This is a genomic window from Collinsella sp. AM13-34, from assembly GCF_003473055.1.
In the GTDB taxonomy this organism is placed as follows: domain Bacteria; phylum Actinomycetota; class Coriobacteriia; order Coriobacteriales; family Coriobacteriaceae; genus Collinsella.
The window spans coordinates 61,697-85,879 of the sequence record NZ_QRLE01000001.1 but is presented as its reverse complement, the minus strand read 5'-3'; the positions used below and the strand labels follow the sequence as shown (position 1 = coordinate 85,879).

The 24,183-nt window shown below is 59.1% G+C and carries 21 protein-coding genes; 13 read left to right on the top strand and 8 right to left on the bottom strand.

Annotation, left to right across the window (positions count from 1 at the left end):
• Positions 1-149: 149 nt before the first annotated feature.
• From DW151_RS00370 to DW151_RS00360, 3 genes are all read right to left on the bottom strand, one after another.
• Complete coding sequence (locus tag DW151_RS00370; RefSeq protein WP_158571630.1) at positions 150-1,940, bottom strand: carbohydrate-binding domain-containing protein; 1,791 nt, start codon at positions 1,938-1,940, stop codon at positions 150-152.
• 271 nt (positions 1,941-2,211) lie between these two features.
• On the bottom strand, positions 2,212-3,984 hold the full coding sequence (locus DW151_RS00365) for a carbohydrate-binding domain-containing protein (RefSeq protein WP_158571629.1): 1,773 nt from the start codon (positions 3,982-3,984) through the stop codon (positions 2,212-2,214).
• Between the two features lie 207 nt (positions 3,985-4,191).
• A complete protein-coding gene (locus DW151_RS00360) occupies positions 4,192-5,505 on the bottom strand; it encodes an NCS2 family permease (RefSeq protein ID WP_117582871.1) in 1,314 nt (437 codons plus the stop codon).
• A 193-nt stretch (positions 5,506-5,698) separates the two neighbouring features.
• On the opposite strand from DW151_RS00360, the gene DW151_RS00355 reads away from it, so the two are divergent.
• Together DW151_RS00355 and bsh are read left to right on the top strand one after the other, a co-directional pair.
• Positions 5,699-6,118 carry a peptide deformylase gene (locus DW151_RS00355; protein WP_118333933.1) on the top strand — a complete coding sequence of 140 codons (420 nt, stop codon included), beginning with the start codon at positions 5,699-5,701 and terminating at the stop codon, positions 6,116-6,118.
• A gap of 131 nt (positions 6,119-6,249) precedes the next feature.
• Positions 6,250-7,215 (top strand): choloylglycine hydrolase, encoded by a 966-nt coding sequence (bsh, locus tag DW151_RS00350; protein ID WP_117636874.1) that lies wholly within the window; start codon positions 6,250-6,252, stop codon positions 7,213-7,215.
• A gap of 102 nt (positions 7,216-7,317) precedes the next feature.
• Here bsh and DW151_RS00345 read toward each other — a convergent pair whose 3' ends face one another.
• Positions 7,318-8,229 (bottom strand): DMT family transporter, encoded by a 912-nt coding sequence (locus DW151_RS00345; RefSeq protein WP_118333932.1) that lies wholly within the window; start codon positions 8,227-8,229, stop codon positions 7,318-7,320.
• Between the two features lie 118 nt (positions 8,230-8,347).
• Between DW151_RS00345 and DW151_RS00340 the strand changes: the two genes are divergently transcribed.
• On the top strand, positions 8,348-9,205 hold the full coding sequence (locus DW151_RS00340) for a LysR family transcriptional regulator (RefSeq protein WP_233543261.1): 858 nt from the start codon (positions 8,348-8,350) through the stop codon (positions 9,203-9,205).
• 201 nt (positions 9,206-9,406) lie between these two features.
• Entirely contained in the window at positions 9,407-10,888 is a 1,482-nt protein-coding gene (locus tag DW151_RS00335; RefSeq protein WP_118333995.1) for an aminotransferase class I/II-fold pyridoxal phosphate-dependent enzyme, read from the top strand.
• A gap of 199 nt (positions 10,889-11,087) precedes the next feature.
• Here the strand turns inward: DW151_RS00335 and DW151_RS00330 are convergent, their stop codons facing one another.
• Positions 11,088-11,498 carry a peptide deformylase gene (locus DW151_RS00330; protein ID WP_118333928.1) on the bottom strand — a complete coding sequence of 137 codons (411 nt, stop codon included), beginning with the start codon at positions 11,496-11,498 and terminating at the stop codon, positions 11,088-11,090.
• 205 nt (positions 11,499-11,703) lie between these two features.
• Between DW151_RS00330 and DW151_RS00325 the strand changes: the two genes are divergently transcribed.
• Positions 11,704-13,119 carry an MFS transporter gene (locus tag DW151_RS00325; RefSeq protein WP_118333927.1) on the top strand — a complete coding sequence of 472 codons (1,416 nt, stop codon included), beginning with the start codon at positions 11,704-11,706 and terminating at the stop codon, positions 13,117-13,119.
• A 152-nt stretch (positions 13,120-13,271) separates the two neighbouring features.
• On the top strand, positions 13,272-14,123 hold the full coding sequence (locus tag DW151_RS00320; protein WP_118333925.1) for a hypothetical protein: 852 nt from the start codon (positions 13,272-13,274) through the stop codon (positions 14,121-14,123).
• Positions 14,124-14,407: 284 nt separating this feature from the next.
• Here DW151_RS00320 and pdxT read toward each other — a convergent pair whose 3' ends face one another.
• Entirely contained in the window at positions 14,408-14,995 is a 588-nt protein-coding gene (gene pdxT / locus DW151_RS00315) for a pyridoxal 5'-phosphate synthase glutaminase subunit PdxT (RefSeq protein WP_118333924.1), read from the bottom strand.
• A gap of 20 nt (positions 14,996-15,015) precedes the next feature.
• Complete coding sequence (gene pdxS, locus DW151_RS00310; RefSeq protein ID WP_022094325.1) at positions 15,016-15,906, bottom strand: pyridoxal 5'-phosphate synthase lyase subunit PdxS; 891 nt, start codon at positions 15,904-15,906, stop codon at positions 15,016-15,018.
• Between the two features lie 145 nt (positions 15,907-16,051).
• Here pdxS and DW151_RS00305 point away from each other — a divergent pair, with 145 nt between their 5' ends.
• Both DW151_RS00305 and DW151_RS00300 read left to right on the top strand, forming a co-directional pair.
• On the top strand, positions 16,052-17,491 hold the full coding sequence (locus tag DW151_RS00305) for a PLP-dependent aminotransferase family protein (RefSeq protein WP_118333922.1): 1,440 nt from the start codon (positions 16,052-16,054) through the stop codon (positions 17,489-17,491).
• A 538-nt stretch (positions 17,492-18,029) separates the two neighbouring features.
• Positions 18,030-18,911: a hypothetical protein gene (locus DW151_RS00300; protein ID WP_118333921.1), complete on the top strand. Its 882-nt coding sequence runs from the start codon at positions 18,030-18,032 to the stop codon at positions 18,909-18,911.
• A gap of 241 nt (positions 18,912-19,152) precedes the next feature.
• Here the strand turns inward: DW151_RS00300 and DW151_RS00295 are convergent, their stop codons facing one another.
• Positions 19,153-19,716 (bottom strand): ferritin family protein, encoded by a 564-nt coding sequence (locus tag DW151_RS00295; RefSeq protein WP_070097113.1) that lies wholly within the window; start codon positions 19,714-19,716, stop codon positions 19,153-19,155.
• A gap of 254 nt (positions 19,717-19,970) precedes the next feature.
• Here DW151_RS00295 and DW151_RS00290 point away from each other — a divergent pair, with 254 nt between their 5' ends.
• The 5 genes from DW151_RS00290 to DW151_RS00270 all read left to right on the top strand — a co-directional run bounded on the left by DW151_RS00290 (position 19,971) and on the right by DW151_RS00270 (position 24,138).
• Positions 19,971-21,191 (top strand): iron-containing alcohol dehydrogenase, encoded by a 1,221-nt coding sequence (locus DW151_RS00290; protein WP_118094212.1) that lies wholly within the window; start codon positions 19,971-19,973, stop codon positions 21,189-21,191.
• Between the two features lie 8 nt (positions 21,192-21,199).
• Positions 21,200-22,579 (top strand): aldehyde dehydrogenase, encoded by a 1,380-nt coding sequence (locus DW151_RS00285; RefSeq protein WP_117842926.1) that lies wholly within the window; start codon positions 21,200-21,202, stop codon positions 22,577-22,579.
• Positions 22,580-23,001: 422 nt separating this feature from the next.
• Positions 23,002-23,328, top strand: coding sequence for an HIRAN domain-containing protein (locus tag DW151_RS00280; protein ID WP_117655201.1), 327 nt, complete (start codon positions 23,002-23,004; stop codon positions 23,326-23,328).
• 18 nt (positions 23,329-23,346) lie between these two features.
• A complete protein-coding gene (locus tag DW151_RS00275) occupies positions 23,347-23,526 on the top strand; it encodes a hypothetical protein (RefSeq protein ID WP_117655200.1) in 180 nt (59 codons plus the stop codon).
• 66 nt (positions 23,527-23,592) lie between these two features.
• Positions 23,593-24,138: a metallophosphoesterase gene (locus DW151_RS00270; RefSeq protein ID WP_233502598.1), complete on the top strand. Its 546-nt coding sequence runs from the start codon at positions 23,593-23,595 to the stop codon at positions 24,136-24,138.
• Positions 24,139-24,183: the final 45 nt, after the last annotated feature.

Genomic DNA, 24,183 nt, shown 5'->3' with positions numbered 1-24,183 from the left:
GCAGGTTGGGCTAGACCAAAGACAATCTCGTGCATACCCTGCGGACGCATATGGAAAACGCCACCGCCGGAGGGGAGCTCGGCGGTGGCGTTGTCCAACGGTGCTGGGACTCGGGGCCTTCGCGGGAGCTGCCATGTGCGCAGAGGCGCCTAAGAGCGCTTGCGGCTCGCCATGGTGCCTGCGGCGATAGCGGCTGTTCCCGCAAGGACGGTTGCCACGATGGCCGCACTCGAGGTGTCGCCGGTTGCCGCGAGCACGCCGGTAGTCTTGGCTTTCGTGATTGAAGCCGCAACGGCCTTGGTCGGCTTTGAGCCCTCAGGCCTGGGGCTCTGCTTGGACTCCGCGGGCTTGCTTTCTGCGGGCTTGGTCTCGTCGGGCTTGGGGTCTTCCGGCTTGGCTACCTCGGGAGGTGCGATGACCATGCTCTTGGCGACAGCTTCGTTATAGGGGGAGTCGATCACAGCGTCGCCTGTGCCGATGGCTTGGCCTGCCTCGTAGATGCCGTCACGGAGCTTGCGATAGTCAATGACCTTGCCGCCTTCGGGCGTCTGGATGGCGGCGTTCTCAATCTTGATGGTGCCGATTGTCTTGCCGTCAGCGCTCATGGCACGGGCAAAGATTGCCGCTGTATCTCCTTCGGCCGTTACCTTGCTGCGGATGATCGAGATGACTGCGGGTGTGACGCCCTCGCTGGTCTGGGCGATGATGCCGATGTTCTCGCCTTGGGGCTCGGGGCTCGTCTCACCATCTTGGTTTTCGCTGTAGGGGATGGGGCCGTCGCCGTTCTCGACATAGCGGGCTATGGCCTTGACAACGGAGTCGCTGATGTAGATGTGGCCACCCTCCTCGTTGGGTCGATCGTTTCTGGTGGAGAATGCAGCCGAAACCTCGCCTTCCGCAAACGCGTCCACGGTGGAGCCGTTCTTGACGACGATATCGTCTTGGTAGGTGAAGAGGGCAATGGCGTCACCGTATCTGCCTTTACTTGCGCGGACTGTCACGTTTGCATGATCGAGTGTGATGCCCTTGTGGGCATAGACGCCATATTCAACACCGTTTGCGTTGAGGGAGGCGTTTGTGGCTGCGAGGCTGCCCTTGGCCTCGACGGCGGCGTCTTTCTCGGAGCTCGCCTTGACCTGGCTGCCGTCCGAGATATTGATGTTGCCGCCGCTCCAAATGGCCTCACCATCGGCTGAGCTTGCCTCGACTGTGCCGCCACCCTTGATGGTGAGGTTCTTGTCGGTTCCGATACCCTTGTCCTTGGTAGCCCTGGCGGTGACGGCCCCGCTGTCGTCAATCGTGATATTGCCGTTTGCCCTGATGCCATCCGATACGCCCGTGGCGTTGACGTTGCCCGAACCTTTGATAGCGAGATCGCCCTCGGCGTCGATGGCATCAAACCCAGCGCTCGTGGCGTTGACGGATCCGGCTCCGTCGATGTTGATATTACCCGTGGAGAGGATAGCGTCCTCAGTAGATGTCACGCTGAGCGTGCTGCCCGCGTCGCCTTGGATATTGAGCTCGGCGTTCTCATTCTTGCCATGAGAAGCCTTGATGCCTTCGATCCAGTCGGCAGTGACGATGTTGTTTCCCGAGTAATTCACGTTGAGCTTGCCTGCGGCCTGGATCTCGCCGCCGTTATAGTTGTTGAGCTTCAAGTCGTCGGCGCCGTCCCACGACCAGGTGCCGGTCTCGTCGCCCGCCGCAGTGCCGGCGTTGTATTTGGTTTCGCCGACCTTGACCCATTCCGCCGCGAGCGAGACGCTCGGCATGAGCAGCGAGCTCACCGTGAGCGCGCACACGGCGCCTACGACGATGCGGCGCGTCACGCGGCGCCAGCTGCCGTGCGCGAGTCCTATGCGACGGCGAACGTCGGGTTCGGCAACATGGGTTCCGGCGGTAGTGTCATTGCGTTTGGGGGTCGTGAACAAGGCTGCCATGGTTGCTCCCGTTCTCATAGGGCCTATACGGCTAGGTTCAGCGTATCTGCTGGATGTTGCCGGCGGTAGTGCCGTTTGGAGGGCAAAATGGCCAAAATGGGGGAGAAATAGGCCGCACGCCGGCGCAGGGACTGACGCTAAAAGAAAAGCGCGGGGCCGCATGGCGACTCCGCGCTTTATTGTTCAGCTTTTGCAGCCTTGCCCTTACGCTACGAAGAAGTAGACGGGGAAGGCAAGGGCTGCGATCCACCCGTCCTGTGCGAAAAAGTGTTTACGAACGTTTGCGACTCGCCAGGGCGCCTGCGGCGATGGCGGCTGTTCCCGCAAGGGCGGCTGCCACGATGGCTGTGTTCGAGGTGTCGCCGGTTGCCGCGAGCTTGCCGACGGTCTTGGCTCCCTTGGCTGCAACTGCAACGGTCTTGGTTGTCTTCGTGCCCTCGGACTTGGAACCCTCGGGCTTGGTCTTGCCGTGCTTTTCCTCGGGCTTGGTCTCCTCGGGAGGCACGATGACCGTGCTCTTGGCGACAGCGGCGTCATAGGGGGAGTCAATCGTGGCATCGCCCGTGCCAATGGTCTGCCCCGCCTCGTAGACGATGCCGTCGCTGAGCTCTTCCTTGTTGCGATAGTCAATGACTTTGCCGCCTGCAGGCGTCTGGATGATGGCGTCCTTGATTTCGATGGTGCCGATCGCCTTGCCGTCCGCGCTCATGGCAAGGGCGAAGATAGCCGCCGTGTCTCCCTCGGCCGTGACCTTGCTGCGGACGATCGAGATGGTCGCGGGCGTGATGCCCTTCTCGGTCTGCGCGAAGATGCCGATGTTCAGGCCCTCGGACTCAGGGATGATTTCGTCGTTTTGGTCTCCACTGTAGTGGTCGGGGCCGTCGCCGCCGGTCTCGGCATAGCGGGCTATGGCCTTGACAACGGAGTCGCTGATGTAGATATGGCCACCCGCTTCGTCGGAGTAGAAATTACTGGTGGAGATTGCAACCGAGAACCTGCCTTCTGCGAGCGCATCCACAGTCGAGCCGTTCTTGATGACGATGTCGTCCTCATCGGTGAAGAGTGCGCTGGCTTCCCCGCCATCTGAGCTTGCGCGGACCGTCACGGTCGCGCCATCGAGCGTGATGCCCTTGTAGACATAGATGCCATACCCAACGCCACTTGCGTTGAGGGAAGCGTTCGTGACCGTGAGGCTGTTTTTACCGTCGATGGCGGCGTCTTCCTCGGAGCTTGCCTTGACCTGGCTGCCACCCGAGATCTCGATGTTGCCGTCGGCCCAAATCGCATTGTCTTTGATAGAGCTTGCCTCTACCTTGCCGCCGCCCTTTATGATGAGGTTCTCGTTAGCATCGATACCCTGATCCTCGGTGGCCTTGGCGGTGACGGTTCCGCTGTTGTCGATCGTGATGTTGCCGTCGGCCCTGATGCCATCCGAATCGCCCGTGGCGTTAACGTTTCCCGAGCCCTTGATGGTGACATCGCCCCCGGCATCGATGGCATCGTGCTCGGTGCTCGTGGCGTTGACAGTGCCAGCGCCGTCGATGTTGATGTTGCCGACGGAAGTGATGGCGTCACGAGAAGATGTCACGTTGAGCGTGCTGGACGCGTCGCCCTGAATATTAAGCTCGGCGTTCTCGTTCGCGCCATCCTTAACCTTGATGCCGCGGCCGTTGTCGTTAGTGACGGTGTTGTTGCCCTCGTAGCTCATGTTGAGCTTGCCCGCTGCCTCGATCGCGCCGCCGTTATAGCCGTTGAGCTTCATGTCGTTGGCGCCGTCCCAGCTCCAGGTGCCGGCGGCGTCGCCCGCCGCGGTGCCGGCGTTGTATTGGGTGCCGCCGACGTCCACCCACTCGGCCGCGAGCGAGACGCTCGGCATGAGCAGCGAACTTACCGTGAGCGCGCATACGGCGCCTACAACGATGCGGCGTGTCACGCGGCGCCAGCTGCCGTGTGCGAGCAGCGTGCGACGGCGCACGTCGGGCTCGACAAAATGGGCTCCAGAGGTTTTGTCATTGCGCTTGGGGGTCGTGAACAAGGCGGCCATGGTTACTCCCATCCTCATAGGGCCTATGCGATTACGCCCAGCATATCTGCAGGATGTAGCCGGCGGTAGTGCCGTTTGGAGAGCAAAACGTCCAAAACTTGCGAAGCAATACATCGCGCGTCCGTGTGGCGCCTGGCTTTAAAAGCAAAGCGCGGAGCCGCTCGATGCGACTCCGCGCTTTGCTGTTTGGTATTGCAAATCTTGCGCCTACGCTACAAAGAAGTAGACGAGGAAGGCAAGGGCTGCGATCCACATGAGCGGCTTAATCTTGGAAGCCTCGCCCTTAAAGAGCGCGACGATCACGTAGGCGATAAAGCCCAGGCCAATGCCGGCAGAGATGGAGTAAGTGAAGGGCACGCCGGCGACAATCATGAACGCCGGGAAACCCTGCGACACGTCGGACCAGTCGATCTCGGAGGCCTCGCTCATCATGAGGTAACCGACGTAGACCAGAGCACCGCAGGTGGCGGCGCTGGAAACGATGGTGACGATGGGGGAGAAGAACGCGGCGAGAATGAACAGCACGCCGGTGGTGACAGAGGTGAGGCCCGTGCGGCCACCGTCGGCAGCGCCAGAGGTGGACTCGACGAAGGTGGTGATGGAGGAGACGCCCATAAAGCCACCGGCAGCAGCGGCCACGGAGTCGACGACCAGGATGGGACGGATGTCCTCGACATTGCCGTCCTCGGTCAAGAACTCGCCCTGCTTGGCGACGGCCATCGCGGTGCCCATGGTGTCGAAGAAGTCACTCATGAGCAGCGAGAAGGCAACGACGAGCAGCATCGGGTCGGTCAGAACCTTCACGATGGCCATGTTGCCATCGGCGGTGCTGGCAAACGGGGCGCCAAAGGTCGAGAAGTCGAGCGGTGCGATGAGGCCCTCGGGCGCATGGGTGACGCCCAGCGGAATACCGGCGATAACGGCAACGATGATGCCGATGAGCAGCGAGCCCGGCACGTTGCGGGAAGCCAGGGCAACCGTCACGACGATGGAGATGATGCCGACGATAAAGGTGGGGGAGGTGATGTCGCCCAAGCCGACGAGCGTACCGGCGCCAGCGGTGATGATGCCGGCGTCGCACAGGCCGATCATGGCGATAAACAGGCCCAGACCCACCGAGATGGCGTGGCGCAGGACCACGGGGATGGCGTCCATGATGGCCTCGCGCAGGCCGCAAAGGACGAGCAGCAAGATGACGATGCCCTCGAGGAAGATAACGCTCATGGCCACGTGCCAGTCACCGCCGCACATGGTGGTGGTGATGCCCGCAATCATGGCGTTGATGCCCAGGCCCGACGCGCAGGCGAGCGGACGGTTGGCGAAGATGCCCATGCAGATGGTCATGATGCCGGCGCCCAGGCAAGTGGCGCAGGCGAGCGCTCCCGCATCGATGCCGGCGCCCGAGAGCACTGCGGGGTTGACGGCGATGATGTAGGCCATCGCCAGGAATGTTGTCAGTCCAGCGCGAAGTTCGGTCCCGATTGTGGACTTGCGCTCGCTGACGTGAAATAGTTCGTCCATGCATACCCTTTCCTTGTTCGGCCCCGAGTTTAGGCCGATTGACACGAACCCACCCACTATATCGCCTTTGTGAAGTTGGTGTTCCTCACATGTTGATGTTCGGCGGTTTGTAACGGACGGGCGGTATCTTTCGCATGAAATTGTGTAGGTACCGTATACTTAAGCGGTTACAACGACCCCTATGGAGGAACGTATGATTAAAGGGCTTTGCCACGACGAGGCTATCCTGTCCCAGCGTTGCGAGGTTGCGACCGTCGAGGACGAGTCGGTTGCTCAGGACCTGATCGATACCATCAAGTCGCTCGACGATGCCGGCTGCCTTGCCGCTAACCAGATTGGCGTTACCAAGAAGGTTTGCGTCTACCTGGACGACGCCGGCGAGCCCCACGTGCTCTACAACCCCCGTCTGGTGTTTGGCCTGGGTGCCAGCAAGATGGAGGAGAGCTGCCTGACGCACGAGGAGGTCACCAAGTCCACGCGCTATATCAAGTGCAAGGTTGCCTTTGACCAGATCGTCGACGGCAAGATGAAGGAGTGCCGCCGCGATTACGCAGGCTTTGAGGCGCAAATGATCCAGCACATGATTGATCACTGTCTTGGAAAGTTGGTCTAAGGGGACCAAAGCACCGCACCTCGTCGTTTTTAGTCCGGGTATGACATTGTTGTCATGTCCGGACTTTTTTGTTTAGCGCTCCTTTGTTTGGTGACAATGACCTTAGTAAGAACATTGAGCTAGGAGGCGCTATGTGCACGAGCATTCGATTTACCGATAATTCCGGCCACATGTATCTGGGCCGCAACCTCGACTGGAGCTTTGGATACGGCGAGCAGGTTCGCGTGGTGCCCCGCGGGTTCCACATCCCGTACTCGTTTATCGACGATGCGACGGCGGCGCATGCGGTAATCGGTATGTGTATCGATTACAAGAACTATCCCATGTTTTTCGATTGCGGCAACGATGCGGGCCTGGCTGTGGCGGGGCTCAACTTTCCCGGCTATGCCGAGTATGCCGAGGGGCCGGTTGATGGCAAGACCAATATCGCGGCCTACGAGTTTCCCCTGTGGGTGGCGGCGACGTTCTCGACGGTCGACGAGGCCGAGGCTGCACTGCGCGATACGGTGATTGTCGCCAAATCTGCCGGCGAGGGCCTGGGCGTGTCGCTGCTCCATTGGATTATCGGCGACAGCCAGCGCAGTATCGTGGTCGAGATGATGGCCGACGGCCTGCATGTATACGACGACCCGGTCGATACCCTTGCCAACCAGCCGACTTTCCCGTGGCATATGGAAAACCTGCGCACCTATATCACCGCCACCAGCGATTTTCCGCAGACGGCGACATGGCGCGCCGCCGAGCTCAAGCCTTATGGCGCTGGTGCCGGCATGCGCGGTATTCCGGGCGACTGCTATTCGCCGAGCCGTTTTGTAAAGGCGGCCTACCTCAATGCCAATTACCCGCAAAAGGGCAGCGAGGCCGAAAACGTCGTCCGCATGTTCCGTTCGCTCGAGGGCGTGGCGATGATCGAGGGAGCGTCCAAGATGGGCGACGGCAAGTTCGAGAAGACCATCTACACCGGATGCTTTAGCGCGCGTACGGGCAATTATTACTACGCGACCTACGATGACCCATCGATTCGCTACGTGAGCCTGATGGATGCCGAGGGCGCGAGCCCCGATAGGCTCGTGGTTCCCGAGCCGCGTCGTTCGTAGCCCATAGCTTTACTGCAATGCAAAATGGCCCTGCATCTCCCGTGAGGTGCAGGGCCACTGCGACCTGGGCTTTATCCCGCATGCGCCCCGAGAAAATGTCCCTTAAGCGCGCGCTGCCTGGGCGATGCCGGCCTTGGCGTTTGCGCGTTTGCCGGCGAGTTCGCAAAAAATCGCGCCGCCGATGATAAGTGCGGCGCCCATCAGGCGGACCGGTGTTATGGCTTCGCCTAAAAGGACGGCGGAGAACACGACGGCCGAAAGCGGCTCGAGGTAGCCAACGACCGCGACGGTCTGGACGGGCAGCTTGGCGACGGCACTAAAGTAGAGTAGGCAACCGATGCCGGTGTTGACGACGCCGAGCATGACGACGGCGCGCCAATCAATATTGGCGGCGACGCCGGCGGACAGGAATGAGGGGGAGCCCTGCGTGATGAGCGTGAGGGCCAGCGCGGTCACAAAGGCGGCGCTCACCTGGAGCGTGGAGTTCTCGAGTCCTTCGATGTGTGGCGCGCCCTTGCTAGCGATGACCATCAGCGCATAGCAAAATGCCGAGGCGATGCCGCAGGCGATACCCGCAATGGGCATATTGCCGCCTAGACCTTGCGCTGCAATGAGAAAAGCACCGCAAGCAACGGCGATAAAGCCGGCGATTTTGCCGCCGGTCAGCTTTTCGCCAAAGATGAGTGGGGAGAGCGCCATAACGATGATGGGGCCGCAGTAGTACAGCAGCGAGGATACGCCGACGCCTATCGTCTGGTAGGCGCGGAACAGAAAAATCCAGCTGGCGCCCAGCGCGGCTCCCGAGAGGAGGAGGGCTGCGGCTTCGCGGGGGCGAGATGGCGCCTGCAACTTATGGCGTTGGGTGATGGCGAGGATGGCGGCAAGCGAGAGTGCGCCCAAAAACGTGCGTAGTAGCACGATATCGGAGCTCGGCAGTGCGATGGCGGCGGCGATGATGCCGTTGGAGCCAAACAATAGCAATGCTGCTAAGTACGTAAACAGTCCGTTGTTCATGCGCTGACATCCCCTCTATATCCGAGCATGTTCACTATGGGTGAACTGCCTTTAGAAGAAAAGCGAATATAATGCATGGATAACATGACAAAGACTCATGCAAAGGTGGAGGGGTGCCGTGGAGACGAATATTCAAAAGATGCAGGTGCTGCTCGAGACCGTGCGCGCCGGCAGTTTTACGCGCGCCGCCGAGCGGCTGAGCTATTCGCAGTCGGGCGTGAGCCGTATGGTGGCCGATCTCGAGGCCGACTGGGGCTTTAAAGTGCTCGATAGAAGCCGCGAGGGCGTAGTGCTTTCTGCCGATGGGCGGCAGGTCATGCCGGCAGTCGAGGCGTTATGCGAAGAGTTTGGCCGCCTGCAGCGACGGGTGGACGAGATGCGTGGACTCATGCGCGGCAAAATTTGCATCGGTACGTTTTCGAGTGTGGCGACCCACGTGCTGCCGCCGGTGATTGCGCGCTTTCGCGCCGATCACCCGGACGTCGATTATGAGTTGCTGATGGGCGATTACTCAGAGATTGAACAATGGGTGGCTGAGGGTCGTTGTGACCTGGGCTTTATCCCGCGTGAGCCGCGAGAAAACGGCATGGCATCGCGGTTTTTAGTGCACGACGAGTTGATGGCGGTAGTGCCGGCAGATTCTTTGCTTGCCACCGCGGAGGTCGTTCCCCTTGCCGATTTGGCAAACGAGCAGTTTATTCTGCTGGAACGCGGTAGCGACGACGAGATTACGCCGCTGTTTCGCCGCGCGGGTCTGGCGGTGCGTTCTAAGCTGTCGACCTGGGATGACTATGCGATTATGGCTATGGTCGAGGACGGCCTGGGCGTGAGCATTCTTCCGGCGCTCATCTTGCGGCGCTGTCAGTTCGATGTCGCCGTGCGCCCGCTCGAGGGACGTCCTCATCGGCAAATCAACGCCATATACCGCACCGCTGACGTTTCGCTTGCGGCGGCTCGTTTCCTTGAATATCTCTAAAAGCGCGTACCTGTTGTCCACTTTGGGACGATTCTCGGGGTTCGGTACATTTTCTTGTGAAATTGAACTTCCGGATAATGCGCCGCGCTATACTGCTGCCTAAATTGAACTCAGGTTCAATTCGTGTTCTATAAATTGAACTTTGCCAGCAAGGAGGTTCTAGTGGCCCAAGAGACGTTTAGCGATCGCCTGCGACAGGCTATGTCCGATCGCGACGTTCGCCAGTCGGATGTAATCCGCGCATCGGAGATGCTCGGCAAAAAACTCGGCAAGAGTCAGATGAGCCAATATGTGAGCGGCAAGACGATCCCGCGGCGCGATGTGGCAGAGCTGCTCGCCCGCGTTTTGGAGGTCGATGTTACCTGGCTGCTTGCCGGTGGCGCCGATCAAGGCGAGGCATCATCGCCCAACAACGTTTCCAAGCCCGAACCCCATCCCTCAGCTCAAATTCCAAGGAGCACCACCATGCGTACTTTTTCTAAATCCACCAAGCTCGAGAACGTCCTGTATGACGTGCGCGGTCCCGTCGTCGACGAGGCCGCCCGTATGGAGGACGAGGGCGAGCGCATCCTCAAGCTCAACATCGGTAATCCGGCACCCTTTGGTTTCCGCACGCCCGATGAGGTTATTAAGGACATGCGCCAGCAGCTGCCCGACTGCGAAGGCTATTCCAACTCGCGCGGTCTGTTCTCTGCGCGCAAGGCGATTATGCAGTACTCGCAGATCAAGGGCCTGCCCAATGTTCAGATGGAGCACATCTACACGGGCAACGGCGTGTCCGAACTCATTCAGCTTTCGATGAACGCGCTGCTCGACAATGGCGACGAGATTCTGATCCCCAGCCCCGACTATCCGCTCTGGACGGCGTGCGCAACCCTTGCCGGCGGTCATCCCGTGCACTATCTGTGCGATGAGCAGGCGGATTGGTATCCCGACCTGGAGGATATGGAGTCCAAGATCACGAGCGCGACCAAGGCCCTCGTCATCATCAACCCCAACAACCCCACGGGATCGGTCTACCCGCGCGAGGTGCTTGAGGGCATCGTCGAGGTTGCGCGCAGGCATCAGCTCATGATTTTTGCCGACGAGATCTACGACCGCCTGTGCATGGACGGCTACGAGCACGTCTCCATTGCATCGCTCGCCCCCGACCTGCCATGCATTACGTTTAGCGGCCTGTCCAAGTCGCATATGATCGCGGGCTATCGCATTGGCTGGATGGTGCTTTCGGGCAACCAGCGCTGCATGAGCGACTTTATCATGGGCATCAACATGCTCTCTAACATGCGCCTGTGCTCCAACGTGCCGGCTCAGTCGATCGTCCAGACGGCGCTCGGCGGCCATCAGTCGGTTAACGACTACATCCGACCCGGCGGTCGTGTCTACGAGCAGCGCAACTTTGTGTATGAGGCACTCAGCAAGATCGATGGCATCTCGGTGGTCAAGCCGCGCGCGGCGTTCTACATCTTCCCCAAGATGGATGTTAAAAAGTTCAACATCACCGATGACGAGCAGTTTGCTCTCGACCTGCTGCACGAGAAGAAGATCCTGATCACCCGCGGCGGCGGCTTTAACTGGGCCGAGCCCGACCACTTCCGCATCGTGTACCTGCCGCGCATGGAAGTGCTCAAAGAGTCGCTCGAAGACTTGGCTGACTTCTTCGATCACTATCGCCAGTCGTAGGGGATTAGATATGTGCCGCCGCGAGAACTGAAGCGTCGCAGGATAGGCAAACGACAGCGAGCGAGCCGCATTTGCGCCAAGGTGACGTGAAGCGAAAGGGCGCTGACCTTTTGGTCGCGCCCTTGAAGCTGAACGTCAGATTGGTGTGAATGCGGCTCGCGCAGCGTCAAGCGGTCCGCCGTTCGGTAGAACGGCGGAACTATACAACGATTCCGCAACAGTGGTCGATTTCGTGTTGGATGATCTCGGCGGTGTACCCCGAGAAGTTTTTGATGCAGTGGACGAAGTTCTCGTCCAAATACTCCACCTTAATGCGACGATAGCGGGTACAGGGACGCTCTCCAGCCAGCGAAAGGCATCCTTCGCTCGTCTGATAGGAATTGACCTGCTCAAGAATTTGCGGGTTGTACATCAGGAGCGCCTTGCTGCCGTCCTTTACGCAGATGATGCGTTTGCGCACGCCGATCATGTTGGCGGCGAGGCCCACGCACTCGTGCTCATGCTCGTGGAGCGTATCTAGGAGGTCCTGCCCGGTCGCGGCGTCGTCGGGTCCCGCGTCTTCGGAAGGTAGGCGCAAAAAGAACTCGGATTTCATGATGGGCTTAATCATGGCGGGCTCCTCATGTCTTATGCTTTCGTGGACTTTTAATAATAGCGCGGAAGGAAAGCTGTGCGTCCGCGTTACAATCTTTCGACGTTGGACCATGTTGTCAGGCTCGTCGCGTACGGCGTCTGGCGTAAGTCTAGGGCTCATTTTTCGCCCTGGACTGTTCCTCTGGGGCGATGCGACTGTCGTTTCAAGAGGAAGGAAATGCATGGGGAGCAAATCTCAGCAACAAGTTCAAGTAACGTCATCGGCCACTGCGGCAATTCTCGTCGTTATGTATATCGCAGCCTTTGTTGCCGCCTTTAACGAGAACATCATTAATGTGGCGTTGCACGACATCATGGCGGCCTTTTCGGTGAGTGCCACCACGGCGCAGTGGCTTGTTTCGGGCTACATGATCGTGACGGCGATCTTTACGGCCATCATGGCCTTTCTTTCCGGTCGCTTCTCGACGCGCAAGCTGCTGTTTTTCGCATGTGGATGCCTGGTCGCCGGCGAAGTCCTGTGCCTGTTCGCCCCGTCGTTTGCCGTTTTGCTGCCAAGTCGCATTTTGCAGGCTGCGGGATCGGGCATCTTGTTCCCGCTCATGATGAACGTGGTGCTGTCTTGCGCTCCGCGCGAGAAGCTCGGTCTGTATCTGAGCCTGGGCGGTGCCTGCATTACGCTAGGGCCGGCGTTTGGGCCCGTGATTAGTGGTCTTATGTGCACGTTGTTTGGCTGGAGGGCGGTGTTCGTAGTGCCGCTGGTGGGCGGCATTTCGGTCGCTGCGGCGGGCGTTAAGCATGTCCAGAATGCCGGAGAGCGCTCGAACACCACGCTTGATATTCCGTCGGTTGTTTTGCTCGCCGCCGGTATTACGGCATTTGTGTATTCTGTAGGCGAGTTCTCGACCAATCTGATTGCCGGTATCGTGGCGCTTTTCGCCGCCATTGTGCTGCTCGGCCTGTTTGCGGCCCGTCAGCTCAAGCTCGTGCATCCGGTGCTTAACGTGCGTCCCATGGCGAGCGTTCGTTTTTGGCCTGCGTGTTTGCTTGTGGTGGTGTCGATGATGACAACGTTCTCGATGAGCGTTTTGTTGCCGCTCTATTTTGAGGGCGCATACGGCATGACCGCACTTGTTGCGGGCCTGCTCATTTTGCCGGCGATTGCCTGCAACGCCGTGACCTCGATTGTGGGCGGACGCGTGATGGACGCCCGTGGCGCATGGCCGCTGCTGCCGGTCGGCTTTGCCCTGATTGCTGTGGGACAGGCTGCAATTTCGATGACCGCGGCAAGCATGAACATTGGTATTGTCGTGGCGCTGACTGTTGTGGTGTATGCCGGTGTCGGTTTGGTGCTGAGCCCCTCGCAGACGGCCGGCCTGGAGACGTTGCCCGCCGCTGAGCATCCTCACGGAACGGCATTGCTCAACACGTGGAACATGATTGCCGCATCGTTTGGCCCGTCGCTGTTTATCGGCCTGCTCTCGAGTTCTGCGGCGACTGCCGGCGCGGCTGGCGCTGCGACCGACGTTGCCCAGGCGATTGGATTTGCAGCTGCCGTGCGTGTGGCGGCTGTGATTGCCGTGGTCGGGTTCGCGACGTCGCTGGTGTACGCTCGTCGCGAGTCGCACATGTCGCATTAATGTGTGCACATAGATTCTGCAGCTAGATTGGATGGCGACACCATAAACTAATGGACGTTTTGCCGAGAGGCATGAATGTTTAAAGCGCAAAGAGTGCGCGACGGGCCCCGCGAATGGGGCGATGATGCCCGAGAGGGCCAAGAAGGAGTCTCATGTCCGAGAACGAAGAGATCATGAACGAGACCGAGAACGAGACCATGACTGCCGAGGTCGAGGCAGTCGAGACCGTGGAGACCGAAGCTGCTGAGGTTGAGGCTGCTGACGAGGTTTCCGCCGAGGAGGAGGCCGAGGTTGTCGAGGCCGCCGTTGATTACGATGACGAAGAGCTGATGGACAAGATGCAGAAGGCCGCCCGCCTGCTGCGTAGCCGTCGCTTTGCTATTTCCAAGGAGGAGGAGGCCAAGGCCGAGCGCATGGCGAACATCGAGCGCGCCATCAAGCTTCTTGACCTCAAGCCCAGGATGGAGCAGAAGGAAATGTCCGACCTGCTGGGCATGCGCCTTCGTGAGCTCGATGGCCTGATGGCCGAGGCCGAGGCTGCCGATCTGGTCGGCCGCATCGACGACGCTGAGGGCGATATGCGCAAGATCGTCGTCTTCGCTGCCGAGGATGCCGCCGAGGGCCTGGTCGAGCTTGCCAACAAGAAGGAGAAGCTCCTGCCCGAGCTTTCTTACGAGGAGGCCACCGAGCTGATGGCCGCTCTCGATAAGGTTATTGCTCCGCTCGTCGCCATGGGCCTGGACGAGGACCGCGGTCCTCGCGGCGGTCGTGACGATCGCGGTGGCCGTGGCGGCGACCGTGGCGGTCGCGGCGGCTTTGGCGATCGCGGTGGTCGTGGCGGCGACCGCGGCGGTCGCGGCGGCTTTGGCGGCAACCGTGGTGGCTATGGCGATCGCGGTGGCAACCGTGGCGGCTTCGGCGGCAACCGCGGTAACGACCGCGGCGGTCGCGGTGGCGATCGTGGCGGCCGCAACGGCGGCGGCTTCCGCGGCAACCGCTTCTAGGGGTTACGCGGTTCTACGAACCGCGTAACTAGTTGACGCTGCGCGCCCACCAGAGCGACAACTTGTCATTCAAAGAGGACGGCATGACCAGAAGGTCTATGCCGTCTTCTTTTCATGTCAATTTGTTCGCTCTGGTGGGCGCTCGCTGTCGGTACCAAAACATCGGCATCCCCAAGGGATCATTTGCACCAAAGAATGAGAGTGGATAATCTCCCGGTATGAGCCCATATTCATGCTCAAGGTGGGAGATTATCCACTCTCGTTTCGTTTGTTGATTTCGATGCCTACATTTGTAGGAACAGTTCGTGGAGGCGGGTGTCTTCATCGAGTTCGGGGTGGAAGGTTACGCCGAGCTGGTTGCCTTGGCGGGCGGCGACGATACGGCCGTCGACTTTCGCTAAGGCCTTGGCATTGCCGTGCACTTCGACGATGCGAGGCGCGCGGATAAACGTCAGCGGCACTTCACCGTCGATGCCGGCTACCTGCCCCTTGGTTCGAAAACTGCCGAGCTGTCTGCCATAAGCGTTGCGCTCAACGAGTACGTTCATGGTTGCTAGGTGCGGCGTTCCCTTATCGTCGTGTGCGGCAAGGTCGCGCGCCAGCAGAATCAAGCCGGCGCAGGTGCCAAGGACGGGCATGCCTTCAACAATGTGGGTGCGAAGCTCCTCGAGCATGCCCAGCTCATCAAGCAGCTTCCCTTGAACGGTAGACTCGCCGCCGGGAAGTACCAGACGGTCAAAGTCCTGCTTCAAATCAGCCGCCTGCCTCAGCTCAATACAACGTGCGCCCAGCTCGGATAGTCTTGTCTCGTGCTCGGCAAAAGCGCCTTGGACCGCCAACACGGCGACCGTCTGGTCTGCATAATCGCTCATGTGCGATCCCTTCTGCTGGACTAGCGCCCGCGTTCCTCCATGATGATCTCGATTTCGTCGGCGTTGATGCCCACCATGGCCTCGCCCAGGTCTTCCGAAAGCTCGGCGATGAGTTTGGCATCGGTGAAGTTTGCCACGGCCTTGACGATGGCGGCTGCGCGCTTGGCGGGGTCGCCGCTTTTAAAGATGCCCGAGCCGACAAAGACGCCTTCGGCGCCCAGCTGCATCATCAGCGCGGCGTCGGCGGGGGTCGCTACGCCGCCGGCGGCAAAGTTCACGACGGGAAGCTTACCCGTGGCATGGACCTCGCGCACCAGCTCGACCGGAACCTGCAGTTGCTTGGCTGCCTCAAAGAGCTCGTCGTCGCGCAGGGCAACAACGTCGCGGATCTGCTTTTGGATCTTGCGCATGTGACGCACGGCCTGAACGACGTCGCCCGTACCCGGCTCACCCTTGGTGCGAATCATCGTGGCGCCTTCGGCAACACGGCGCAGCGCCTCGCCCAGATCGCGGGCGCCGCAGACAAACGGCACGTCAAACTGGGTCTTGTCGATGTGATAGACGTCATCGGCAGGGGAGAGAACCTCGGACTCGTCGATGTAATCGATCTCGATGGCCTGCAGGACCTGCGCCTCGACAATGTGACCGATGCGGCACTTGGCCATAACAGGGATGGAGACGGCCTCCTGGATGCCCTTGATCATCTTGGGGTCGCTCATGCGCGAGACGCCGCCTGCGGCGCGGATGTCGGCCGGGATGCGCTCGAGAGCCATGACGGCGCAGGCGCCTGCCTCCTCGGCGATGCGTGCCTGCTCGGGCGTGGTGACGTCCATGATGACGCCGCCCTTGAGCATCTGCGCGAGCTCGCGATTGAGTTTGACGCGATCGGCCTTGCTGGTCTGTTCTGCCATGGTTGCTCCCTTGATTGGCATGTGCATTGCTTGACGGAACATCCTATCGGGGAGCTGGGTATGGCGAAATACTCAGTTTTCGAGATAATAACAAGGTCAGACTAATACCAGATTGAACGGTTCGATATGGTCAGGTGATAGACTCATGCTTGACTACAATTTGGAAAAACGCGGCGAAGCATCGCTTTATGAGTATGTTTACCAGCAAATTCGAGATGATATTGTTGCTGGACGTATTGCGGCGGGGGAGCATCTGCCGTCTAAGCGCGCCTTTGCCAGTCATCTGGGAATCAGCGTCATTACCATCGAGAACGCATATAGCCAGCTACTTGCCGAGGGCTATATTTGCTCAATGCCGCGTCGTGGCTACTACGCTTGCGAGCTTCCGGATGCACCGGTCTTGGCTTTGGCTGCGGAGGGCATCGACCGAGATGCCGTCTCTGTGGGCCCCAGTGCGCGTGATGTCAACGGACAGGTCGAGCGATTCGATGCGCTTTCTCCTTCCACTTTGGAGGCGGCGCGGCTTTGGCAAAGCGCACTGCGGGCGACGCTGGCATCTGAAGATGAACGCGAAATCTTTTCGACTGCGCCGGCACAGGGCACCGCTCGGCTACGACGCGCAATCGCTCGCCATCTGCGCGGGACACGGGGCATGAATGTTAATCCCGACAACATCGTCATCGGTGCGGGCGCCCAGCTGCTCGATACCATGTTGGTTCAGTTGCTTGGAGCCGACAAGGTGTATGCCGTTGAAGATCCGGGCTATTTGCGCCTGACGCGCATCTATCAGGCTATGGGCTGCGAAGTTCGACATATCCCGTTGGATGATGAGGGCGTGGACTTGAGCGTTCTGCAGAAAGCCGGGGCCGATGTCCTTCACCTGATGCCGTCCCATCAGTATCCGACCGGCCTTGTGACGAGCATTGCGCGTCGCTATGCGCTGCTGAGCTGGGCCGCCGAGCGACCAGGTCGGTATCTCATCGAAGATGACTTTGATTGTGAGTTTCGCCTTGCCGGCAAGCCGATTCCCGCGCTCGCGTCGATCGATGCCGCCCAGTCGGTTATCTACACCAACACGTTTTCGAAGAGCCTGTCATCGGCGTTGCGTCTAGCGTACATGGTGTTGCCCGATGAGCTAATGGAGCAGTTTAGGCACAACCTTGGTTTTTACGCCTCGTCGGTGAGCTCTGTTGACCAGGTCGCTTTGGCTCGTTTGCTGGAATCGGGTGATTACGAGCGACATGTGAACCGCGTGCGTGTTCGTGCTCGCGAGGCGCGTGATGGCCTGGCGGCGCTTGTGCGGAAGACATTTCCGACGGGGGAGGTCTCGATCGAACATGCGGATGCGGGTCTTTACTGCATCGTGGTTGCGGAGCGTGGCGCGGGCGGAAGCTCTTTTACGCTGGCCCTCACGTGCTCGAGTATCCCTTTTATCGATATCAGTGACTGCTTTTGGTGTGCCGATGGCGCATCTGTCCCTGAAAGCTCGACTCGAATCCTTGTCCAGTATGACGACTTGAGTTCAAATGCGCTTAATACCCTGGAATCGCAGTTAATGGGGGTGCCCTCTAGCCTAAGTGAGTAGACCTTTAGCTCTTTGGCGACCAAGCAGTTTTGCAACAAGCTATCTACCTGCGGTTTTGAAAAGCAGGATGACCGGCCTGCTCGGGAGTTTCCAAAAAGCCTACTCACTTGCTGTGCAAAGCTTCCGCATGAGAGAAATAGCGGGTTTTCAACAGGACTCCGTCCAGTTCTTGGCAAGCTTTTGGCCAGTTGGGGAAGGCTGTTGAAAACTTAACAGTCCGTTCGGCGCCCTTTTCGGTACGTTCGCGCCAATGCGGGAGTACCCGGGTTGAAATCCGTGTTTTCCTGTGCCTATGAAGGATCTACTTTGTGACATATCGGCTTTTAGGTACTGGCGTTTGCCCCCTCAAGCCCTCGCTATGTGTCCGCCGCTTCCTCGACCAGAAGAAGATCGGCGGCGATATGACCTCGCCCGTAACCCGATGGCCGCGGTCGTGCTAGGCTTGCCGTTGCATACATTGGTTCGGACGAGAAACAAGCGGACTTGTCCTGCCAGCGTTAGGCAACGGCTGTTCCTTGGTGAGCTTCCTAGGGAATCCGTGCTGGAAACGGAACATGGGTTTTTGGTTACGTCTCCTCTGCTGACGGCATTCATCATGTCGCGGCATCTGACGGATCTCCAACTTCTTTTGGTATTGGCGGAGATGTGCGGCTTGTTTGCGGTTTGTGCCTTGCCGGCAGCACTCGAGGCGGAGCTTTCGCGTGCAATTGAGTCAGGCGCGATTCCGGCAACCTTTGGTTGGGCACGTTGCCCGTCCGAGGACGGTGCCGCCTCAAATTTGTGGCGGCGCGACGCTTTGGTTTTGGGCGGAGATCTTGACCGTTTTTGCTCAGATGTTTGTGGGATGCGTTACGGCAAGCGATTTGTCGCGGTATCGCATCTCGTTCCACTGGGTGCCGCATCGCCTTTTGAGGTTGAGACGTATTTGTTGCTTGGGTTGCCACGATCATTGGGAGGCGAAGGTTTTTGCGGCATTGAGCTCAATGTCGAAGTGGCGCTAAGCGCAAGTGCTCGGGCGATTGTAGGCAAGTCCCGCGTATACATTGACCTACTTCTGTCTTCGCCGGACGGAGAGCGACAGGTGGCCATTGAATGCCAAGGAAAGGGCTCACACGGGCGAGCCGGGGATGGCTTGCGTGACGCCGACCGCATGACGGCGCTTCAGGCCATGGGCTACGATGTATTTCTCCTGACACACGGACAGATATCCGATGAGGATAGATTCCACGCGATTGTTAAGGCCGTGTGCAGGTTGCTCGATGTTGAATATCGCGATAAAAGCTTGGAGGAGCAAGGGGCCGAGGCATTACTTCGGTCTGAGCTATTCGTTGACTGGTCAAAACTGGGAGAAATCGACAAAAAGATGCCCGTTAGACACAAAAAGGCCCGATCATGGACGGTTGCAAATCTAAGTGAGTAGACTTTTAGCGTGATGGCGACCAGATTGTTTTGCGGCAAGCTATCTACCTGCGGTTTTATAAATCAATACGGATGGTCTGCTCGACAAGTTCCCAAAAGGCTACTCACTTAGTTTTTGACGCGAAGCCGATGCCGAAGGTGGTCCTATTTCAGGGAGTTAACAAGTTCGTGAGTCACGAAAAAGGCCCGAACCATGCGGTCCGGGCCTCATCGAGCTAGAGATTATCTCTCAGGCGGCTGGCTTAGCCAAAGTAGCGCTTGAGCAGGCCAGCGAAAGCCTTGCCGTGGCGAGCTTCGTCGCGAGCCATCTCGTGCACGGTGTCGTGGATGGCATCGAGACCAGCGGCCTTGGCACGCTTGGCAAGATCGGTCTTGCCGGCGGTGGCGCCATTCTCGGCTTCAACGCGCATCTCGAGGTTCTTCTTGGTGGAGTCGGTCACAACCTCGCCCAGGAGCTCGGCGAACTTGGCGGCGTGCTCGGCCTCCTCGTGGGCAGCCTTCTCCCAGTACAGGCCGATCTCGGGATAACCCTCGCGATGAGCAACGCGAGCCATGGCCAGGTACATACCGACCTCGGAGCACTCGCCCTCAAAGTTGGCGCGCAGGTCAGCAACGATGTCCTCGGAGACGCCCTCCATCTTGGCGACGCCCACGACGTGCTCGGCAGCCCACTCGAGCTGACCCTCCTCCTGCTTCAGGAAGCGAGAGCCGGGAACGCCGCACTGGGGGCACTTGAAATCCTCGGGCAGCTGGTCGCCGTCGAACTCTTCCACATAACCGCAAACGGGGCAAACAAACTTCATGATTCGATCCTTTCGATCGATGGCGATGGTGCGCTCGTCCGGTCCCGTAAGGGCCCTCTCCGGACGTGCGTCTTGACGAGTTCTATTATCCATAAATGCGACCGAATGTGAAGCCTATTAGGAATGATTTTTAATAAAACAATTTTCGGCATGTGAAGATGTTGATTGATTAACGATTTGCAAGCCATATGCGGACGCCGATGAGTACAATCGGTCGAACAAATGTTGACCTATCAACAAATGAAGGAGTTTCCTTTATGCATCTAGCCCGCCGCGCCTGGTGCCGAACATATCAGACGGTTTTTCGCATCGCATTGCCGATCCTGCCCTATACCGAGCCGCGCATTTTGGAGCATGCCGAGGATGTGCCCGCAGTGCTTCAAAAGCGCTCGATCCAGAAGGTCCTTATCGTGACAGACCCTGGTATTGCTCGTTTGGGACTCACGGCATCACTCGAGCGTGCGCTTACGGCTCAGGGGATTGGCGTTACGGTCTATGCCGAAACGCGTGCGAATCCCACGGTCTCAAACGTGGAGGAAGCGGCGTCCCTGTATCGCGAGAGCGCCTGCCAGGCCATTATCGGCTTTGGTGGCGGTTCGGCCATGGACTGCGCCAAGGGTGTGGGCGCACGCATCGCACAGCCAAATAAGCCCATCAACAAGATGCGTGGCCTGTTGCGCGTCCACCGTCTCCTGCCGCTGCTTATTGCGGTTCCCACTACCGCCGGTACGGGAAGCGAAGTCACACTCGCGGCGGTTATCACCGATGACGAGACGCACTACAAGTACCCCATTAACGACTTTGTGCTTATCCCGCGCTTTGCGGTGCACGACCCCGAGTTTACACGCGGCCTGCCCGCCTCCATTACGGGGCAGACGGGCATGGATGCCCTGACGCATGCCGTCGAGGCCTTTATCGGCCGTAGCACCACGCCCTACACGCGCAAGATGGCGCGTCAGGCGGTCCAGCTCATCCACGACAATTTGCCCGAGGCTTATGAGCATGGCGACGACATGCGCGCTCGTCGCAATATGCTTTCGGCGGCGTATAAAGCGGGTGTTGCATTTACCCGCTCCTATGTCGGATACGTGCATGCCATCGCGCACAGTCTGGGCGGCCGATACGGAATTCCGCACGGTTTGGCCAACGCGATCATCCTGCCGCACATGCTTCGCGCTTATGGTGACGCCGCCGCCCCCAAGCTTGCCGATCTTGCTCGCATGGCCGGTATCGCGCCGGCTAACGCGCAGGACAGTCTTGCGGCCGAGGCCTTTATCGATTGGGTCGACCGCATGAATGCCGCCTTGGGCATTCCCAAATATGTGACGGGCATTCGCCGCTCCGATATTCCGCAAATGGCGGCCCATGCCGATGCCGAGGCCAATCCGCTATACCCCGTTCCACTTTTGATGGACCGTTTGGAGCTCGAGCGTATGTACGAGGTCGTCGCGGGTGGTATGTTTGAGGATGAGAACTAGGAGGGCCCATGAACACCGAGGAAATCGCGCGCATTGTCGGCGAACAGCGCGCCTACTTTAAGACGCGCGCCACGTTTGATGTCGATGCTCGACGTCGCGCCCTCGTGCGCCTGCGCGAGGCGGTGCGGGCACACGAGACCGATATTGCCCATGCGCTCAAGACCGATTTGGGAAAGTCGCATGACGAGGCCTATATGTGTGAGATCGGCACCTCGCTTTCCGAGATTCGTCATCAGATTGCGCATGTGGCTCGATGGAGCCGTCCGCGCCTGCGTCCGTGTGACCTCGCCAACGCCGTGAGTGTGTGCAAAACGCAAGCCGTGCCCTATGGCGTCACGCTCATTATGGCGCCCTGGAACTACCCGTTTTTGCTAACGCTCGAGCCGCTTGCCGGCGCCCTTGCCGCGGGCAATACCGTGGTCATCAAGCCGAGTGCCTATGCTCCGGCATCGAGCGCGGTGCTCAGGCAGATTTGCGAGGAAGCATTTGATCCGCGCCTGGTGACGGTCGTCGAAGGCGGCCGTGCCGAGAATGAGGCGCTGCTCGACGAGAGCTGGGACAAGATTTTCTTTACCGGTAGCGTTCCGGTCGGCAAGTTCGTCATGGAGCGCGCAAGTAAAAACCTGACGCCCGTGACGCTTGAGCTGGGCGGAAAGAGCCCCTGCATTGTGGATGCCACGGCAAACTTAAAAGTCGCGGCACGGCGCATCGCCTTTGGTAAATGGCTCAACGTGGGGCAGACCTGCGTGGCGCCCGACTACCTGCTGGTCGATACGCGCGTACACGATGAGCTGTTGGGCCTCATCAGGGAGGAGACCCGTCGCATGTTTGGCGAGCATCCGCTCGACAACGAGGATTACGGTCATATCGTCAACGCCAAGCATTTTGCGCGCGTGCGCGGGCTGATCGACCCCGACAAGGTTGTGCTGGGAGGCACGGCGCGCGAGTCGTCGCTCAAGATTGAGCCGACGATCCTAGACGGCGTGGCGCCTGAGGACGCCGTGATGCAGGAAGAGATTTTCGGTCCCATCTTGCCGGTGCTGACGTTTGAGAGCCTGGATGAGGCCGAGGCGTTTATTGCAGATCGTCCGACGCCGCTGGCCCTGTATATCTTTAGCCAGGATCGCGCAGTTCAGGAGCGCTTTGTGCGCTACGTGCCCTTTGGCGGCGGCTGCGTTAACGACACGATCATGCACTTGGCTACGAGTCATATGGGCTTCGGCGGCATGGGTGCGAGCGGTATGGGCCAGTACCATGGCCGCGAGAGCTTCGATACGTTTAGCCACAAGAAGAGCATCGTGAACAAGGCAACGTGGCTGGACGTGCCGTTCCGCTACGCCCCTTATGAGAGCTGGAAGCACAAGTTCGTGCGCATATTCGTGCATTAGAAAATGGCAGGTAATACGAACAAATGTTCCTATTACCTGCCATTTACGTTAGACTACTGCTATGGGGTACGGATGGGCCAACTCCCTTTAGAAGGGAATTGGTATGAACGTAAGCGATGTTATTTCGTTACTGGCGTTGTTAATCGCGGCTATCGAACTCGGCCTGTTTATCGGCCGAATGAAATAGCCGCCCCCGCGTAAGCGAAGACGGCCACTTCTCACGATGTAAACGTGCACTGGAGTTGGCAAGACCCGCTGCAACGGGTGCCATCCGTGCCTCTATCTTATCTGCAAGCGCTCTGTCTCGCAAGCGTTGCGGCAAATGGGCGAAAGGTGCGAGCGGGTGAAATTTTGTCCGCACGGGCCCGTAAGCTTCTCAGTAAGGTTAAGTGCCGGTTTATTCGGTCGTTAGAGGAGTTGCCATGTACGAGCCTTCACGTGTTCTTTTGTCGTTTCATATTGCAGGATTTCAGTATGCCGATGGCGCCTTGGTCTTGGGCGATCTTAAAGCGGGCGATAAACTGACGCTGTGTGCCGAGCGCGATAACCCCCATGATCCCGAGGCGGTTGCGATCTACTACGGCAACACCAAGCTTGGGTATGTTCCGGGAAACGAGGTCGGCCCGCTGTCCTTGATGATGTATTACGGCCACGAGGACGTATTTGAGGCTCGCGTGCAACAGGTTGCTCCCGAGCGCAGCCCGTGGCATCAGGTGCGCGTTGGTCTCTATGTGGTGGATGCTCGCTAATCGGCAATGGAGGCGGTCATGTTTGATGACGATGACCTGTTCGATCTGACGGACGACCCGTTTGAGTGGGATATGCTGATCGACGATGATGAGCTGGAGCAGGACCGGAAGAAGCGGCAGGACAAGAACGCCCAGGGCGACGCTTCGAAAAAGCAAGACAAGCGCCGCCGCGGACTGTTCGGCGGGCTCTTTGGATAACCGCTGCATCGCTGCGTCTGTATACTTAGCACGAGTTGAACACGTTGCGAAATGAGGACAGAGACGATGATGTGGTTTACCGCCGACCTGCACCTGGGCGATACGAATATCTTGCACGATATGGATCGGCCGTTTGATTCGGTCGAGGAGATGAACCGCAAGGTCATCGATGCCGTCAATGAGTGCGTGGCGGCGGACGACCGTCTCTATATCTTGGGAGACTTTACCTATCGTTTGCCCCTGGCGGAGGCGATGCGCCTGCGCGAGCGTATCGAATGTCAGAACGTGACGCTCATCCGTGGTAACCATGACGGCGACTGGGAAGATCCCGACGTACCGCAGATTTGGGAAGACGTGCGCGATTACCTGGAGATTGCTCCCGGCTATGCCAAGGGCCATCGCCTGGTGTTGAGCCATTACCCCATGCTCAGCTGGAATGGCAAGGCGCGCGGCGCCATCATGCTGCACGGGCACATCCACAGCAGGGGAGACCGTACCAATGCACGCAACCGCGATCGCGAGCGCCCTATCTTTCGCTACGATGTCGGTCTCGATGCCAACGAGTACAAGCCCGTAAGCCGTGACCAGATTCTTAGCTTCTTTGGGTTATAGGGCGCCAGAGCCACCACAAAGGGGGCAGGCACCTTTGTGGTGGTT